Here is a 16,748-nt window from a genome sequence, read left to right on the forward strand (position 1 = left end):
CAGACAATTATGAGCAAATTAGATGCCTATTTCGGCGAGTTTGGCGGCCAGTACGTACCACAGATCCTGGTTCCGGCGTTAGATCAACTCGAAGCCGCTTTTATAGAAGCGCAACAAGATCCGGCTTTTCAGGAAGAGTTTATGGGCTTACTGAAAGATTATGCCGGCCGTCCCACCGCATTAACCCTGTGCCAGAACCTGACCAAAGGTACCAAAACCAAGCTGTACCTGAAACGTGAAGATCTGTTGCACGGCGGCGCGCACAAAACCAATCAGGTGCTGGGTCAGGCCCTGCTGGCAAAGCGGATGGGTAAAACAGAAATTATCGCCGAAACCGGGGCCGGTCAGCATGGAGTGGCGACGGCACTGGCTTGTGCTCTGCTTAACCTGAAATGCCGTGTTTACATGGGTGCCAAAGACATGGAACGTCAGAGCCCGAACGTATTTCGAATGAAACTGATGGGCGCTGAAGTGATCCCGGTCCACTCTGGCTCTGCAACACTTAAAGATGCCTGCAATGAAGCCATGCGTGACTGGTCTGGCAGTTATGAGAAAGCCCACTACCTGTTAGGCACTGCAGCAGGTCCCCATCCGTTTCCGACGATTGTCCGTGAATTCCAGCGCATTATTGGCGAAGAAACCAAAGCGCAAATCTTAGCAAAAGAAGGACGCCTGCCTGATGCCGTGATTGCTTGTGTCGGTGGCGGCTCAAATGCTATCGGTATGTTTGCTGATTTCATTGATGACACCGAGGTTGGCCTGATTGGTGTTGAGCCAGCAGGTAAAGGTCTGGACACCAATATGCACGGTGCGCCGCTTAAGCACGGTAAGCTGGGGATCTTCTTTGGCATGAAAGCACCACTGATGCAGGATGAGCACGGTCAGGTAGAAGAATCTTACTCGGTCTCTGCTGGGCTTGATTTCCCATCGGTCGGTCCTCAGCATGCTCACCTGAATGCGACAGGCCGTGCTGAATATGGCGCTGTAACTGATGATGAAGCGCTTGAGGCCTTCCAGTCACTGGCTCGTAATGAAGGTATTATTCCGGCACTGGAATCTGCTCACGCCTTGGCCTATGCGTTAAAAATGATTAAAGAAGCGCCTGAGAAAGAACAACTACTGGTTGTTAACCTTTCTGGCCGAGGCGACAAAGACATTTTCACTGTACACGATATTCTGGATGCTAAGGGAGCGCTGTAATGGATCGTTATCAATTATTATTTAACCGCCTGGCGGAAAAAAATGAAGGCGCATTTGTTCCTTTTGTCACCATCGGCGATCCGACACCAGAACAATCAATGAACATCATTGATACACTTGTCGAATCAGGCGCTGACGCCCTGGAGCTGGGGATCCCATTCTCTGATCCGCTGGCTGATGGCCCGACAATTCAAGGAGCCACCATTCGCGCTCTGGAATCTGGCACAACACCTACAGTTTGCTTTGATCTGCTTGCTCAGATCCGTGCTAAGTATCCTGAATTGCCGATTGGCCTGCTAATGTACGCTAACCTGGTTTTTACCGATGGTATTGATACGTTCTACAAGAAATGTGCCGTTGCAGGAGTCGATTCCGTCCTCATTGCTGATGTCCCGGTGAAAGAATCTGCCGAGTTTCGTCAAGCCGCCGAAAAGCACGGTATTCACCCGATTTTTATCGCGCCACCTAATGCCGATGAAGCCACACTAAAAACGGTATCAGAATTTGGCAGTGGCTATACTTACCTGCTTTCGCGCGCGGGAGTAACGGGGGCTGAAACGAAGGCCGGCATGCCGATCAATCATCTGCTCGAAAGCTTACAGGCATTTAACGCGCCACCAGCACTGCTCGGTTTCGGTATTTCAGAACCCGCACAAGTTAAAGAAGCGCTGGAAGCAGGTGCGGCAGGGGCAATCTCAGGTTCAGCAGTCGTTAAAATTATCGAGCATAATCTGCAGAACCACCCCGCAATGCTGGATCAGCTCAGCCAGTTTATCAGTAGCATGAAGGCCGCTTGCCGACTTAACTAATAATTAAGAAAGGCCAAAAAAGCCGCACGATACGTGCGGCTTTTTTATTTGGAATAACAATTCAGAAATTCCTCCATTACCAGACAAGGAGAAGGCAAAAGCCAGTAATATCGATATTTACAGCTAACATATCAAGAATGAATGAAACAATCACACCCCACACATATCCCAAAGAAATACCACCAAAACAATACATCGGAAATAATTATTGATAATGCCTAAAATTGCGTGTAAAAACACATCTGCAATATATTGAGTTAACATTTATAACAACAACAGTACTTAACTCGGCACAGACTTAACAAACACGACAGAGGTATCGAAAGTGTTAAAAGAAAAAGGATTATTAGGCAACATCGGCGTACAAGTCGTAATTGCAATGGTTGTAGGTACTATTGCAGGCGCGATGATGGGGCCTTCGGCCAGCATCTTTGCCCCTTTAGGTAATATCTTCATTCACTTGATTAAAATGCTGGTTATCCCACTTGTTGCGGTGGCTATCATTTCTGGAGCGGCAGGCCTTGGTAACAGCCATGCTGCAGGTAAAATTGGCCTGACAACCTTAGGGTTCTTTGGTTTCACTTCGGCAGTCGCCGTGGCACTGGCGCTGTTTATGGGTGAAGTCTTCGAGCCAGGCATCGGTGTTGATCTGTCTGGTGTTGAAGGCATCTTCTCTAATGCTTATGCGGAAAAAGGTGACCTACCTTCATTCTGGGCAACCATTCTGGGTATGATCCCAACTAACGTTTTCCAGTCCCTGAATGAAGCTAACATTCTGCAAATTTTGGTGTTCTGTCTGTTCTTCGGTATCGCTGTATCCAAGCTGGAGAAAGAGCGTCGTGACCCGCTGATCAATGGCGTCAATGCGATTGTCGATGCCATGGTGTGGATGATCAACGTTGTCATGAAGATCGCCCCATTAGGTGTATTCGGTCTGATGGCCGATGCTGTGGGTACCTTCGGTTTCAGCGCCCTGATGGTGGTATTCAAACTATTCGTGGTATATGTTGCGGCAATTCTGATCTACGGCTTCGTTTTCTACCCGTTAATGATTAAGGTGTTTAGCAAAACATCACCAATCAAATTCCTCGCGGCGATGAAAAAACCACAGGCAGTTGCACTTTCTACCGCATCATCAATGGCGACTCTGCCGGTAACCATGGAAACCTGTGAAGAAGAGCTGGGGGTTAAAAACTCAACAGCCTCGTTTGTACTGCCGCTGGGCGCGACCATCAATATGAGTGGCAACGCAATCTACTACGGATTAGTGGCTATCTTCTTTGCGCAAATGTTCAATATTGATCTGGGCATGAGTGCATACATTGCGATTATCGTTACCTCAACTCTGGGTGCGGTTGGTCAGGCCGGTGTTCCGGGACCATCATTCTTGGTTGTGGCAGTATTGCTATCGGCCGGTATTCCAATCGAAGGTTTACCGTTGCTGTTCGCTCTTGACCGTATTTTCGACATGATCCGTACTGCACTAAACATCACTGGTGATGCTGCATGTGCCGTTATCGTTGATAATCTGGTTAAAGATGAAACCAGTGAAATGAGTCCGGAAGCACAGCAGGCATAAGACAGATCCATCCGTTCTTATCCCTGAAAATAGAAAGGCTGCAGGCTTAGATCTGCAGCCTTTTTTGGTTATGTCAATCGTATAACGGTATACTTATAAGACATTAAACACAGAGGCTGCCATTTAATGAAACAACTGCTCGATTTTATCCCTTTGATCATCTTTTTTATCTTATATAAAACCCACGATATTTTTGTCGCGACAGGTGCATTAATGCTTGCGACGGCAATTCAGGTTGCACTGACCTGGTTCTTATACAAAAAAGTTGAAAAAATGCAGCTGATCACTTTGGTAATGGTCACCCTGTTTGGTGGGCTAACTCTGTTTCTGCATGATGCGGATTTCATTAAGTGGAAGGTCACCATTATCTATGGCATTTTTGCTGTCGGTTTAGCCTTCAGCCAGCTGGTACGCAAACCTCTGATAAAGACCATGCTCGGTAAAGAGATCAGCTTAGCCGAGGCGATATGGATGCGCATCAATCTCGCCTGGACCGTTTTCTTTGTCGTCTGTGCGATCATTAACATCTATATCGCGTTCAATTACCCTCTTGCTGTCTGGGTTAATTTTAAGGTCTTTGGCTTATTAGCCTTAACTTTGATTTTTACCCTTGCCACGGGCGGTTATATTTACCACCATATGCCCAAAGAAACCGATTCAGAATAGTAGTAGAGTCCTAAAACAATAATGAACACAGAAAATAGCATCCCACGCGGACAACTGCTGCTCCGCACCCTGGCAATGCCAGCAGATACTAACGCCAATGGCGACATTTTTGGTGGCTGGATCATGTCCCAGCTTGACCTTGCAGGTGCAATCCTGGCCAAAGAAATATCAAGCGGTCGCGTCGTTACTGTTTCTGTTGACAGTATTGCGTTTAAAGCCCCTGTAAGTGTGGGCGATGTCGTATGTTGCTACGGTGAATGTAAGCGTATTGGCAATACCTCTATGAGTGTCGCGCTGGAAGTCTGGGTGAAGCCTGTCGCCCATGAAGGGATTGGCGAACGTTACAGGGTCTGTGAAGCAACCTTTAACTACGTTGCCATTAACAGCGAAGGAAGACCCCGTCCAATTAAAAAAGCCTAAGTAATTCAATAAAATGTAGTCTCAGCCAGCAAAAAATCCTGAACCTGGATCTGTTTATTGGGTACTATAGGGCAGTCAAATCGCCGAATATGAAGGGAGTAACAAGCGAATGTGGTATGTGATTTTTTCTCAAGATATTGAAAACAGTTTAGAGCGCCGTTTGAGTGTGCGTGAAAAACACCTTGCCCGCCTGCAGGATCTGCAAGCCGAAGGACGCCTTCTTGTTGCTGGCCCGATGCCTGCAATCGATAGTGAAACCCCGGGAGAAGCCGGCTTCACAGGCTCAACGGTCATTGCCGAGTTTAATTCTTTGGAAGAAGCACAGTGCTGGGCTGATGCCGACCCCTATATCGACGCTGGCGTTTATCAGAACGTGATTGTTAAACCATTCAAAAAAGTATTGCCATAGCATGTTGAAAAAAATTATAGCACTTGGCGCTCTTCTGATATTAGGTGGCTGCGCCTCAAGCCAGGATGACACTGCTCGTGCGCTTGCAGAAAGCCGAGCCGCCTCAATCAACAATAAAGCCCCTTATAACAAGGTCGACCAATATCAGGTTATGAAGGCTCAAGCGCGCGATAACACGGTAGAGATCACCATTCTTTATGGTGGCGGCAGTAAAATCACACCATCACAGGCTGCGAAAACAGCCGCCAGCAATTACTGTAACAGCGAAGAAATTACTCCGCTGTTCAATGAAGGCGTCAGATATAATATCGTGATAATGGATATGCGCGGGCGTAAGATGGTTGAGCAACTGGTATATACCGACTACTGTAATCAGCTTGCGCGGTAATCACTAGGTTTATCAAACAATTGCTTTTATACAGAACAAGCTTTCTCGCTCCCTTCAGCATTACGTCAATACCCTGAAGGGAGCTATTTTAGTCTCGTGTGAAAATCAATGCTTTTAAGCCGCCTTCAGGATCAATATCGTTAAATTCAGGCGGGTTCTCTAAACGCTGCTGAAAAACCAAGTCTGGCGCTTCAGTTGCCATTCCGTCGATCAGAAACTGTGAGGAGACAGAAGGATCATTCACGCAGGCTAAAACCGTGCCATTTTCAGTCAGCAATTCAGGCAAACGACGTAAGATTTTTTGATAGTCCTTGGTTAAAGCAAAGCTACCTTTCTGGAAGGATGGCGGATCAATCACAATCAGATCATAAGGGCCGAACTTTCTGACTTTACCCCAAGACTTAAATAACTCATGGCCTAAAAAGCTCACTTTTTTCAAGTCATGGCGATTAAGATGGTGGTTATCTCGACCACGCCCCAGTGCCGACTTTGACATATCCAGATTAACAACATGCTCTGCCCCACCCTCAATCGCGGCGACAGAAAAACCACAGGTATAAGCAAACAGGTTAAGGATGCGCTTACCTGCTGCATTATCTTGTACCCACTGCCGGCCATAGCGCATATCAAGGAACAAACCGTTATTCTGGTTGCGGCCAAGATCCAGCTTGAAAGTCAGGCCATTCTCAACAACATTCTGGTATTCAGAGCTTTCACCCCATAAGACTTCGGTCGGTACACCCGGGCGATCACGGTGCTGTAAGAGCAATGAGGTTGCATTGCTTTGCTGCCACGCATCCGTTTCCGTCAGTGACATTAACAGCGAGTGCAATTCGCTCAAAAAGGCTTCGGAAGGCTCCTTAAACAAGGAAACCAGGATTTGTCCTTGCAACCAGTCAACAGTGACTTGCTCTAAGCCAGACCAGCAACGGCCACGACCATGAAATAGGCGGCGAACTTCTACAGGTGGTGTAGCCAGTTCCGCAATCAGATGTTGTTCTAAAGTAAGTAACGCGCTGGTTTCCATAACTCTACTGGGTTTATTGAAATAAGAGCGACATTCTATACATTAAATTTGCGATCAGGCTACTAATTTCAACTCTTCCTCAGGAAGGCGATTATTCGCGAGGACGACATATTCAGCGCTAATGCGCACTTGTCTTTGACGTTTAATGCGGTTTTTGATTTTTTGACTATTGCGGCGGATTGATGCTTGGTCCCAAAAACGAGATTGGTTTTTTTTCTTTTTAAGACGCATGCGAAGCGATACTGAGCGGGTAAGGCGCATTTTTTTCCTCAGACCAGGTAAATCCTTGGCAGCATTATATGTGATCTGTATCAAAAATATAATTGCGATTGCTCAATTTCGCTCAAGTTAGTGATAAAAAGCTTTTTATCATCGACGGCTTTACTTCTTAACCGACAGATTAGGCCAAGTCAGCTCCCATGGGCTCTGCCATTCAGTGAGCGCTTGTTTCACCTCCTCAGTTTGCCATAGCATGCCAGCTTCAGGCGGACAGAGAAATTGCTGTTTCTGACCTTGATAAGGAAACGATAAGGCAAAAGCATGTAAATATCCGCGGTCTGCAGCTTCACAACCATAAATCTCATCACCGGTGATGCCAGAGCCTACACTTCTCAATGCCACTCGGATCTGATGGGTTTTACCTGTATGCGGTTTGCATAAGAACAAACGGCGACCGTTTCCTGCGGCGGTGGAAAAGAACTGGGTAATCGCTGGGTTCTCCTTACTCGATTCGAGTTTCCAACTGCTTCTGCGAGAGCGAGTCATATCACCGACCACGACGCCTTGCTTTTTCTTCGGTTTTTTTGTTCCGATTGCCACATAAAACTTTTCGACATCTCGGTTAGCAAAGTTAGCTGACAGCTCTGCAGCGGCTTTACGGTTGCGACCTAGTAGCAGCAAGCCTGATGTCATCTTATCTAACCGGTGGATCAGATATAGTTTTTCATCGCCTGTCTGTTTCGCCACTTCTGCAAGCAGGGGCTGATCATTATCGTCTTTATGTACACTCACTCCGTGATGTTTATTGATAACCAGAAAGTCAGAATGTTGATAAACCAGAGTAAACATAGCCAGATACCAGTAAATAAGACAGAACGTCAAGATGCGGAGTATATACCGTTTGCGATTAAACACAAAAGCCGCTCAATGGAGCGGCTTTATTTATCCTTTGTTATAACTCGCGATTAGGCAAAGAACACCATCAGCATCATGACCGGGCAAACAACACGTACATACCACGGCCAGATTTTCCAGAACAGACCTTGCTCCAGCTCCGGGTAACCTTCTTTGATTTCTTTCAGTACATTGTCACGCTTCCACACCCAACCAACAAGCAAAGCGAACAACATACCCAAAATTGGCTGGGCATATTCAGTGGTTAAAGAAATAACCAAACCAAATAAATCGCCGAAGTTGAATACGATAAGCGCAGAGAACAAGGTGATCAGACCGCCGATCCACCAAACTGCCACTTTGCGGTCTTGATTTAGCTCTTCTGTTGCACATGCGACAGGCACTTCAAGCATAGAAATCGATGAGGTTAACGCCGCAATCACCATCAGCACGAAGAACATCACACCAACAAACAGACCCCCAGCGCCCATGGTATTGAACATAGCAGGAAGTACACTAAAGACCAGAGTATCAGAATCCAGCAAGGCACCCGCTTCGTTGTAGATTTCTACGCCGTTGTGCTGCGCGACAAACATCGCGGGTAAAATAAGCATGCCGGCAATAAAGGCGACAGAGGTATCAAGCAACGCAACCTGCGCGGCCGTTTTCGGCAAATTTGCATCTTTTTTCAGGTAAGAGCCATATACCATCATGGAACAGACACCCAATGACAGTGAGAAGAAGGCCTGGCCCATTGCACTCACAACCAAATCAGGGCTGAGATGTGAAAAGTCTGGAACCAGATACATTTTAAGCCCCTCAATTGCCCCCTCCTGGGTCAGGATATAAGCCACCATAACAACAAACAAAATCATCAGGACAGGCATTAATCGGGTTGACCAGCGTTCAATCCCGTTAGCTACACCATTACGAACGACCATAATAGTCAGCACCATAAAGGCAACCATCAGAACCAGGTTACGAGTGGTGCTGAATGATTCCAGCCAAACGGCCGCATTCACTAACCCCAGAGCTTCGAGTATAGGCCCTACCAGGAAGCCAAATAACCAGCCTGCAACAATGGCATAGAAACTGAGGATCATTGATACCGCAATCATACCCGCGATGCCCAGAACGGTTGCAGCGCCACGTTGCTGAGGCCAAATCGAACGAATTGATTTAATTGGGTTTGCACTGCCATAACGACCAATCGTCAACTCTGCCACCAACAATGGGTAGGCCAACGCAAAAACCATTAATAGATATACTAAAAGAAAAACAGCACCACCGTTACTTGCTGCCTGGGTCGGAAACCCCCAAATATTGCCAAGACCAACCGCTGAACCGGCTGCTGCCAAGATGAATCCTATCCGTGAGCTAAATTGCGCTCTTGAGCTACTTGCCATACTACGTCTCTTATGATTTATGTTTAATTATGTCACTGATAGTGATTCTCACCGGCCTGTAAGTGTAAAGCATTATATACACTCGGTAGCTACCAATTCCCGTTCCACTACTGGCAAGTAGAACAGTTTAAGAATATAATTTGAAGCCTGCGTTTCTATTTTTTGATCTGTGACTCTTATTTGGCAATAATTCAACCTCTTTTGGTTATATTTTAGCCGCTACTCAAACAATTCTTTTGTCTTTATCCTTCTTTGTTAGAACTTTTAACTTCTCTCTGTTACGTCCAACCTATCTATACCCCCTCAGGTAAAGATTTCAGCATCAATTCATGGTCTGTAAGACAAGACGGTATAATTCAGACATTGATCATAATTGGTATTAAGGCTATGTTTTTTTAAAGAATGGATGCAGAATAGAAACAACATAATCGGTCTATAAGTCATTCACATGGAACAGTTTTATCAAGTCTTAGCCTGGGTAGCTGTATTTGCTTACTGGCTGATTATTGCCGGTGTGACCATTCGGGTGGTATCAAAGCGCCGTGTCGTTGGCGTCTCTCTCGCCTGGCTGATGATTATCTATATCATCCCTATCGGCGGCATCATCTTTTACTTCTTATTTGGTGAGCTTACGCTTGGTAAAAAGCGGGCTGAACGCGCTAAAGAAATGCTTGCTCCGTTTGCCGACTGGTTCCGGAAACTCAGCGATTGTCCGGGCCACCAACCCCAGTCAATGCGCAAAAATGCACGGCCTATCAGCGAGTTGTGTGAAAAGCGATTAGGTATTCCAGGGCTAGCCGGCAACTCACTTTCGCTGCAGGATTCACCCCATAAGATCTTATGTTCACTGATCGATGACATTGAACAGGCAACAGAGTCGGTGCATTTTGAGTTTTATATCTGGCATCCGGGTGGGCTGGCCGACGAAGTGGCCATCACGCTTATTCATGCTGCAAAGCGTGGCGTATCAGTCAAAATCCTACTCGATTCTGCCGGGAGTATGCGTTTCTTCCGCTCTCACTGGCCGAAGTTAATGCGTCATGCGGGGATCGAGATCACAGAAGCCCTTGCCGTTACTCCTTTGCGTGTGTTCCTGCGACGCCTGGATTTACGCCAGCATCGAAAAATCGTGGTGATCGATAGCAAGATAGCTTATACCGGCTCAATGAACTTGGTCGATCCTGAGCATTTCAAAGTAGATGCCGGTGTCGGCCAATGGGTTGATGTTATGGTTCGTCTGACAGGCCCGGCAGTTTCTGTTCTGAATGGCATCCAAGCGTGGGATTGGGAGGTGGAAACCGGTGAACGCTTCTTACCCCCCCTACCTACTGACGAAATCAAACCATCAGCAGAAAATACCGATACGGTACAAGTGATCCCTTCCGGCCCTGGCATGCCAGATGAAATTATTCACCAGGTATTATTACTCAGTATTTATCAGGCGCAAGAAAGTGTGGTTATCACTACGCCTTATTTTGTCCCCAGTGAACATTTACACCACGCCCTTAAAGGTGCATCGCAACGTGGGATCAGCGTCCATGTCATTGTGCCGGATAAAAACGACTCCGTGATGGTTGAATGGGCCAGCCGCTCATTTTTCAGTGAATTGCTCAGCGCAGGCGTGAAGATCCATCGTTTCCAAGGGGGGTTATTACATACCAAATCCGTTATTATCGATGACAGTCACTGCTTAATTGGAACCGTTAATCTGGATATGCGCAGCTTATGGCTGAACTTTGAAGTCACCATGGTTGTCGATGACCCGGAATTCACCCACCAGTTGAGCTGGCTGCAACAAGAGTATATAAAGAATTCAACTTGCCTGGATGAGAAAGAATGGGCCCAACGTCCGGTACTCAATAAACTCATCGAGCAGGTGTTTTATATGTTTAGCCCATTGCTGTGATACAAGATAACCATCTTTATACTAACCTGGGAACCTGGGTATAAGCATTCAGATAATTAATGGACTGCTGTATTAAAGGCACAAAAAAACGGGCAACACTTTTGTGCTGCCCGTTTTTACTTTTATCTGGCTTTATGCCAGACAGTTAACACCGTATTACATCGCTGCCGCGTAAATTGCTGAGATTTCTTCGTGCGTTGCTTGTTTCGGGTTAGTAAAACCACAAGCATCTTTCAGTGCGTTATCTGCAAGAATCGAAATATCTTTATCCTTCGCACCAAGCTCTTTCAGACCAGCCGGGATACCGACATCGTTCGACAATACCTGAATGGCTTCCAATGCTGCATCAGCACCTTGTTCTGCTGTCATACCTTCTACATTGATGCCCATTGCTTTGGCAACATCACGAAGACGCTCAGGACACACCTGTGCGTTGTAACGCTGAACATGAGGTAGCAGTACCGCATTACACACACCGTGTGGCAGATCGTAGAAACCACCTAACTGGTGCGCCATTGCGTGTACATAACCCAGAGATGCATTGTTAAATGCCATACCCGCCATGAACTGTGCGTATGCCATTTGCTCACGCGCTTCAAGGTTCTGGCCATCTTTCACTGCTGTACGCAGGTGTGCCTGAATCAGTTCAATTGATTTGATTGCTACAGCATCAGTAATTGGTGTTGCCGCAATTGAAACGTACGCTTCGATTGCGTGAGTCAGTGCGTCCATACCCGTTGCAGCAGTTAGCGAAGCTGGTTTTGCAAGCATTAACTTAGGGTCATTGACAGACATCAGCGGTGTTGTGTTCTTGTCAACGATAGCCATCTTGATATGTCGCGCTTCATCCGTGATGATGCAGAAACGCGTCATTTCAGAAGCGGTACCCGCTGTTGTGTTAATTGCAATCAGTGGCAACTGAGGCTTCGCAGACTGGTCAACACCTTCATAGTCAGCAATCTTGCCGCCGTTAGCGGCAACAAGCGCAATGCCTTTCGCGGCGTCATGTGGAGAGCCGCCACCAAGAGAGATCACACAGTCACATTCGTTTGCTTTCAGCAGTCCAAGACCCGCTTCAACGTTGCCAATTGTTGGGTTTGGTTGTGTCCCGTCAAAAACAACGGCTTCAACGTCGCGCTCAGCTAACAGATCCACAACCTGCTTTACTACACCAATCTGGTTCAGTACTTTATCCGTCACAATTAACGCTTTGTTAAAGCCGTGAGCTTTAATTGCATCTGCCGCGTCAGTCAGGCAGCCAGCACCCATCAGATTAACAGCAGGAATGAAAAATGCGCTACTCATAAAAACTCTCCATAATTATCAAATACTAATTACGATAGCACTCTGCAAAATCTAAAATTACCCGTTCCATATGCCAGATATTTTTATACTGAGCAAATACTCTATTTGTAATGAGTATCATCGAATTCACGACTTTTCGCTTGAGTTGTTTTATACCACCTGGGGATCATATCGAAACTTGATCTCGGACAATTTCTGCAACGCGACTGTAAGTACTTATTTATAAGTATGATAATGATCACTTTATAGTTGATAGATAACAGAAGGACTGTTTACAGTTGTAAACAGTCAGTTTCTTTTAATCAACAAAAAAGTATAAAAAGCACTACTTGGCATAGCAAATATGTCCAAGCCGCTGTGGCCGAATACAATGAGGGGACGTCGTTGTATATGGTAATTTCCAGCACTGATAAGTGTGGCAGATACTCGATGAGCAAGAGATATCGATTTTATAAATAAGCGATGGCCACTTATCACCCGCCTCCCTTAGAGCCTCTATGGATTTATATAAGTAACAAATCAACTTCAGCTTAAGTCGTGCAATATGGTCGTTAATACTAATAGTGATCATTATCCCGGTTGGTATTAGCGACCATATATAAATGACAATAAATACCTACAGGCGGAAACTTGGGACTATATTATTAAACAAGGGATTGCTGGAGATAGCGAGCCTGTATAAAGCAGCCTTCTTTTGAAACAGACAAGGAGCTGAGCATGTTTCAGCAATACGTTCATCAAAGCACTCAAAAAGTCCATGAAATACTGCAAATAGCAGTAAACGAACTGATTAGCCTGCATTTGTTTACGCTGACATCCGACTTTATTCTATTGGGTTTATTGCTACAGGATAAATCGGAAGCACTTGATATTCTGACCTCTTTACTACCTGATCATGCCATCAAACGCAAAGCGATGATGGATCTCATCTATCAGCAGCACCCCCCGCAACAAAACTTTAATATTGAGAAGATCACGACAGCCCCAGATGCCGATAAAGCCCTTGAAATTGCCAGCCAGGAAGCCAACCGTATCGGTGATACATATATTGGTACCGACATTTTACTGATTGCGTTGTTTGACGAGAAGTCCGGGCCTGCCGCCCAGATCCTGAAAACAACAGGCTTAACCCAGAGCCAGGTTCGGGCTGAGTTACTGAAAAAACGGGAAGGCAATATTCTTACCACCGCGGATGCTGAAAGCCGGGTAAATGTACTGAAGGAATTTACGGTAGATCTGACTGAACAAGCCTTAAAGGGAGAGCTTGATCCGGTGATCGGGCGCGAAGAAGAAATGGATCGGGTGATCCAGACTCTCTCTCGCCGCAAGAAAAATAATCCGGTACTGATCGGTGAGGCGGGTGTCGGTAAAACCGTGATCGTAGAAGGAATAGCCCAGCGCATGGCCGAGGCCGATGTACCGGAAACGTTAATCAATAAGCGCATATTATCGCTGGATATGGCACAAATTGTTGCGGGTTCGAATATGCGCGGTGAATTTGAACAACGATTAATCGGTGTGCGTGATGCCATTATAGAGGCCGAAGGGCGTATTATTCTATTTATCGACGAATTGCACACAGTAGTAGGAGCCGGAGCGACGCCCGGTGGGCTGGATGCCCCCTCGCTGCTCAAAACCGCATTGGCTAAAGGCAGTCTTCAAGTCATCGGGGCCGATACCACCGATGAATATCGCAAGTACATCGAGTCGGACAAAGCACTGGAGCGTCGCTTTCAGCCAGTTTGGGTCAAAGAACCGACGGTCGAGGAAACTGTTCAAATCCTCGAAGGCATTTGCTCCAAGTACGAAAAACACCATCAAATCAGCTATGATAGCGAAGCCCTGCAGGCTGCTGCCCGTTTATCCGAACGTTATATCGCCGATCGCAATCTGCCGGACAAAGCTGTCGATCTGCTCGATGAAGCCGGCGCCCACAAACGTCTCCAGTTTATCGCCATGCCGACCAAATTGCGTAAAATGGAAAAAAAACGCCAGCAGTTATTAACTAAAAAACAAGCAGCCTTTGATCGGCAAGATTATGAAACTGCAGCCTCTCATCAAATGGAACTGAGTAAAACACTGGAAGAGCTGGATACTGAGCGGCAGATGTGGCAGAAGACCATAGCCAACACCGCAAAGGTCGTCACCGCCGAAGATATTGCCGCCGTTGTGGCGAAGTGGACAAGCATTCCCGTCGCGAGAATGGTTGAATCGGAAGCCGAGAAACTTGGCCACATGGAAACCAATTTGCATAAACGCATTGCCGGTCAGGATGACGCCATTAAATCGGTATCGCATGCAATCCGCCGAAATCGCGCCGGGATTTCGCAATCCAAACGTCCAATCGGTTCCTTTCTCTTTTTGGGTCCGACAGGTTCAGGCAAAACGGCCTTGGCAAAAGCCCTCACCGAATTTTTACTCGATGATGAGTCACGTATTATCCAGCTGGACATGTCGGAATATATGGAGCGGCATGAAGTGTCAAAAATGATCGGCGCACCTCCGGGTTATATTGGCTACGGCGAGGGCGGACAGCTTACTGAGAAAGTACGCCGCAACCCCTATTCGGTTGTCTTGCTGGATGAAATTGAGAAGGCCCACCCGGATGTGTTTAATATGCTGCTTCAGATCCTCGAAGATGGTCACCTGACCGATGCCCAGGGGAGACAAGTCTCGTTTCGCAACACAGTGATCATCGGCACCTCAAACCTGGGGGTCGAAACCCTGGGGCCCGATCACAAGCAAATTGGTTTCATGTCTTCGGTCACCCCCAGTTATGAGGATGCCAAGCGCAATGTCCTGCAGGAAGTGAAGCGATTCTTTAAGCCGGAATTTTTAAACCGCCTTGACGATATTATCGTCTTTCATTTTCTGGAGAGAAATCATGTTCTGCTGATTGCCCACATGATGGTTGCCGAGCTGCAGTCACGCCTGCTGGAAAATGAGATCACCTTGAATGTTGATGAAGCCGTGATCGACAAACTGGCAACCGACGGGTTTGACATCAATTTTGGTGCCAGACCACTACGCCGTGAGATAGAAAAACAACTGGAAAACCCGCTGGCTTCTTACTTGATCAATCAGGGAGGAAAAAAGCAATGCATCGTCGATGTGACCTTGGAAGACAAAGATATCTGTTTCAAGGTTGATGGCAAAACAGTTATTAAGGGTCCGATTAATCATTCGCCACTTAAATAAAACGGCGCAAAGACCAACTATACGTCTGTCTATTTATCTCAATATTCAGACGTTATTTATCAATAGGTTGATATAACCAAAAAATCCAGTACCTAGGTTAGATACTGGATTTTGACATTCTCAGAGGATCATTTTATTGCTCAACAGAACGTTTTAATCCGCGAAGATAACTTAATAATGCCAAGGGAAGCGGCTGAAGTCCTGATCGCGTTTTTCCAAAAAGGCATCACGCCCTTCTTGGGCTTCTTCGGTGCCGTAAGCCAGACGAGTCGCTTCACCGGCAAACAACTGCTGTCCAACAAGGCCGTCATCCGGTAGGTTGAAGCCATATTTCAGCATTCGCATCGCTGTTGGCGACTTGCTGTTGATCTCTTTCGCCCAGAGTAGAGCTTCATTTTCCAGTTCAAAGTGATCCACAACCTTGTTGACCATCCCCATATCATAGGCTTCCTGGGCACTGTAGTTAAAACCACAGAAGAAGATTTCACGGGCACGTTTCTGGCCAATCATCTTTGCCAGATAAGCCGAACCGTAGCCGGAATCGAATGATGCAACATCAGGATCTGTTTGCTTGAAAATAGCATGCTCTTTCGACGCCAGGGTCAAGTCGCACACCACATGCAGGCTATGGCCGCCGCCAACTGCCCAGCCAGGTACAACAGCAATCACGACTTTCGGCATGAAACGAATCATGCGCTGCACTTCAAGGATATGCAAACGGCCCATGCGAGCAACATCTGCTTTACCCGCTTCTTCACCTTCGTATTTATAACCGTCTTTACCTCGGATACGCTGGTCTCCACCTGAAGAGAACGACCACTGGCCTTTCTTCGACGGACCATTACCCGTTAGCAATACACAGCCAACATCAGACCATTGACGAGCATGGTCAAGAGCCGTGAAAAGCTCATCGACAGTTTTCGGACGAAATGCATTCAAGCAATCAGGGCGGCTGATTGCAATACGAACCGTACCGTGCGCTTTGGCGCGATGGTAGGTGATATCTTCAAAATCAAAGCCAGGGACTTCATTCCATAGCTCGGGATTAAAAATTTCTTTGCAGGTCATGATGACGATTGCCTCATTGGTTAGATGCTGTAAGGCTATGGTATTGGAGCAAAATGTCAATGAATTATAAAGGACAGAGATAAGACAAACGCCTACCCTGGTTGATATGGCAAATACCCGTTAGTTAAGCTGACCGGCATTAGCTGCTAGTGCAGCGGTTTTCTTGAATGTGGCGGAGCGCTTTGGGTATTAGAGGATTTGAACCCTTGGTTCTCTCAAGCATCAGATATAAAAAAACCGCTGACAATTCAGCG

General features: G+C 46.6%; 15 protein-coding genes. 9 read left to right on the forward strand and 6 right to left on the reverse strand.

The features are described 5' to 3' along the window. Nucleotides 1–9 precede the first annotated feature (9 nt). The 7 genes from trpB to gspS2 all read left to right on the forward strand — a co-directional run bounded on the left by trpB (nt 10) and on the right by gspS2 (nt 5,471). A complete protein-coding gene (gene trpB / locus R3289_RS06825; RefSeq protein ID WP_318924752.1) occupies nt 10–1,200 on the forward strand; it encodes a tryptophan synthase subunit beta in 1,191 nt (396 codons plus the stop codon). Further along, nucleotides 1,200–2,009, forward strand: coding sequence for a tryptophan synthase subunit alpha (gene trpA, locus R3289_RS06830; RefSeq protein ID WP_318924754.1), 810 nt, complete (start codon nt 1,200–1,202; stop codon nt 2,007–2,009). Before trpB ends, trpA begins: the two co-directional genes overlap by 1 nt. 325 nt (nt 2,010–2,334) lie before the next feature. Continuing rightward, nucleotides 2,335–3,588, forward strand: coding sequence for a dicarboxylate/amino acid:cation symporter (locus tag R3289_RS06835; RefSeq protein ID WP_318924755.1), 1,254 nt, complete (start codon nt 2,335–2,337; stop codon nt 3,586–3,588). Nucleotides 3,589–3,714: 126 nt separating this feature from the next. After that, nucleotides 3,715–4,254: a septation protein A gene (locus R3289_RS06840; RefSeq protein WP_318924756.1), complete on the forward strand. Its 540-nt coding sequence runs from the start codon at nt 3,715–3,717 to the stop codon at nt 4,252–4,254. A 21-nt stretch (nt 4,255–4,275) separates the two neighbouring features. Next, nucleotides 4,276–4,674, forward strand: a complete 399-nt coding sequence (yciA, locus tag R3289_RS06845) for an acyl-CoA thioester hydrolase YciA (protein WP_318924757.1) — start codon at nt 4,276–4,278, stop codon at nt 4,672–4,674. Between the two features lie 109 nt (nt 4,675–4,783). Next, nucleotides 4,784–5,083 carry a YciI family protein gene (locus R3289_RS06850; RefSeq protein ID WP_318924759.1) on the forward strand — a complete coding sequence of 100 codons (300 nt, stop codon included), beginning with the start codon at nt 4,784–4,786 and terminating at the stop codon, nt 5,081–5,083. 1 nt (nt 5,084) lies between these two features. Next, entirely contained in the window at nt 5,085–5,471 is a 387-nt protein-coding gene (gene gspS2, locus R3289_RS06855) for a type II secretion system pilot lipoprotein GspS-beta (protein ID WP_318924760.1), read from the forward strand. Between the two features lie 88 nt (nt 5,472–5,559). Here the strand turns inward: gspS2 and R3289_RS06860 are convergent, their stop codons facing one another. The 4 genes from R3289_RS06860 to R3289_RS06875 all read right to left on the reverse strand — a co-directional run bounded on the left by R3289_RS06860 (nt 5,560) and on the right by R3289_RS06875 (nt 9,017). Next, complete coding sequence (locus R3289_RS06860) at nt 5,560–6,498, reverse strand: class I SAM-dependent methyltransferase (RefSeq protein WP_318924761.1); 939 nt, start codon at nt 6,496–6,498, stop codon at nt 5,560–5,562. A gap of 54 nt (nt 6,499–6,552) precedes the next feature. Next, the gene (locus R3289_RS06865) at nt 6,553–6,759 is read right to left on the reverse strand and encodes a hypothetical protein (protein WP_318924762.1); all 207 of its coding nucleotides are present in this window, start codon (nt 6,757–6,759) and stop codon (nt 6,553–6,555) included. Nucleotides 6,760–6,879: 120 nt separating this feature from the next. After that, nucleotides 6,880–7,566: a TIGR01621 family pseudouridine synthase gene (locus tag R3289_RS06870; protein WP_318924763.1), complete on the reverse strand. Its 687-nt coding sequence runs from the start codon at nt 7,564–7,566 to the stop codon at nt 6,880–6,882. 116 nt (nt 7,567–7,682) lie between these two features. After that, nucleotides 7,683–9,017, reverse strand: coding sequence for a sodium-dependent transporter (locus R3289_RS06875; protein ID WP_318924764.1), 1,335 nt, complete (start codon nt 9,015–9,017; stop codon nt 7,683–7,685). 448 nt (nt 9,018–9,465) lie between these two features. Here R3289_RS06875 and cls point away from each other — a divergent pair, with 448 nt between their 5' ends. Next, on the forward strand, nt 9,466–10,923 hold the full coding sequence (cls, locus tag R3289_RS06880) for a cardiolipin synthase (RefSeq protein WP_318924765.1): 1,458 nt from the start codon (nt 9,466–9,468) through the stop codon (nt 10,921–10,923). 156 nt (nt 10,924–11,079) lie between these two features. On the opposite strand, the gene yiaY is transcribed toward cls, so the two are convergent. Further along, nucleotides 11,080–12,228, reverse strand: a complete 1,149-nt coding sequence (gene yiaY, locus R3289_RS06885) for an L-threonine dehydrogenase (RefSeq protein WP_318924766.1) — start codon at nt 12,226–12,228, stop codon at nt 11,080–11,082. 717 nt (nt 12,229–12,945) lie between these two features. On the opposite strand from yiaY, the gene R3289_RS06890 reads away from it, so the two are divergent. Then, nucleotides 12,946–15,426 carry an ATP-dependent Clp protease ATP-binding subunit gene (locus R3289_RS06890; RefSeq protein WP_318924768.1) on the forward strand — a complete coding sequence of 827 codons (2,481 nt, stop codon included), beginning with the start codon at nt 12,946–12,948 and terminating at the stop codon, nt 15,424–15,426. 171 nt (nt 15,427–15,597) lie between these two features. Here the strand turns inward: R3289_RS06890 and R3289_RS06895 are convergent, their stop codons facing one another. Then, complete coding sequence (locus R3289_RS06895) at nt 15,598–16,494, reverse strand: 1,4-dihydroxy-2-naphthoyl-CoA synthase (protein WP_318924769.1); 897 nt, start codon at nt 16,492–16,494, stop codon at nt 15,598–15,600. Nucleotides 16,495–16,748: the final 254 nt, after the last annotated feature.

The organism is Photobacterium sp. (genome assembly GCF_033720175.1).
Classification (GTDB): Bacteria; Pseudomonadota; Gammaproteobacteria; order Enterobacterales; family Vibrionaceae; genus Photobacterium.

Excerpts from the sequence above, each read along its gene's own strand:
- R3289_RS06890 (WP_318924768.1), top strand. The coding sequence starts at position 12,946 with ATGTTTCAGCAATACGTTCATCAAAGCACTCAAAAAGTCCATGAAATA.
- cls (WP_318924765.1), top strand. The coding sequence starts at position 9,466 with ATGGAACAGTTTTATCAAGTCTTAGCCTGGGTAGCTGTATTTGCTTAC.
- R3289_RS06865 (WP_318924762.1), bottom strand. The coding sequence starts at position 6,759 with ATGCGCCTTACCCGCTCAGTATCGCTTCGCATGCGTCTTAAAAAGAAA.
- R3289_RS06870 (WP_318924763.1), bottom strand. The coding sequence starts at position 7,566 with ATGTTTACTCTGGTTTATCAACATTCTGACTTTCTGGTTATCAATAAA.
- R3289_RS06895 (WP_318924769.1), bottom strand. The coding sequence starts at position 16,494 with ATGACCTGCAAAGAAATTTTTAATCCCGAGCTATGGAATGAAGTCCCT.
- gspS2 (WP_318924760.1), top strand. The coding sequence starts at position 5,085 with ATGTTGAAAAAAATTATAGCACTTGGCGCTCTTCTGATATTAGGTGGC.
- R3289_RS06840 (WP_318924756.1), top strand. The coding sequence starts at position 3,715 with ATGAAACAACTGCTCGATTTTATCCCTTTGATCATCTTTTTTATCTTA.
- trpB (WP_318924752.1), top strand. The coding sequence starts at position 10 with ATGAGCAAATTAGATGCCTATTTCGGCGAGTTTGGCGGCCAGTACGTA.
- yiaY (WP_318924766.1), bottom strand. The coding sequence starts at position 12,228 with ATGAGTAGCGCATTTTTCATTCCTGCTGTTAATCTGATGGGTGCTGGC.
- R3289_RS06860 (WP_318924761.1), bottom strand. The coding sequence starts at position 6,498 with ATGGAAACCAGCGCGTTACTTACTTTAGAACAACATCTGATTGCGGAA.
- R3289_RS06850 (WP_318924759.1), top strand. The coding sequence starts at position 4,784 with ATGTGGTATGTGATTTTTTCTCAAGATATTGAAAACAGTTTAGAGCGC.
- yciA (WP_318924757.1), top strand. The coding sequence starts at position 4,276 with ATGAACACAGAAAATAGCATCCCACGCGGACAACTGCTGCTCCGCACC.
- trpA (WP_318924754.1), top strand. The coding sequence starts at position 1,200 with ATGGATCGTTATCAATTATTATTTAACCGCCTGGCGGAAAAAAATGAA.
- R3289_RS06875 (WP_318924764.1), bottom strand. The coding sequence starts at position 9,017 with ATGGCAAGTAGCTCAAGAGCGCAATTTAGCTCACGGATAGGATTCATC.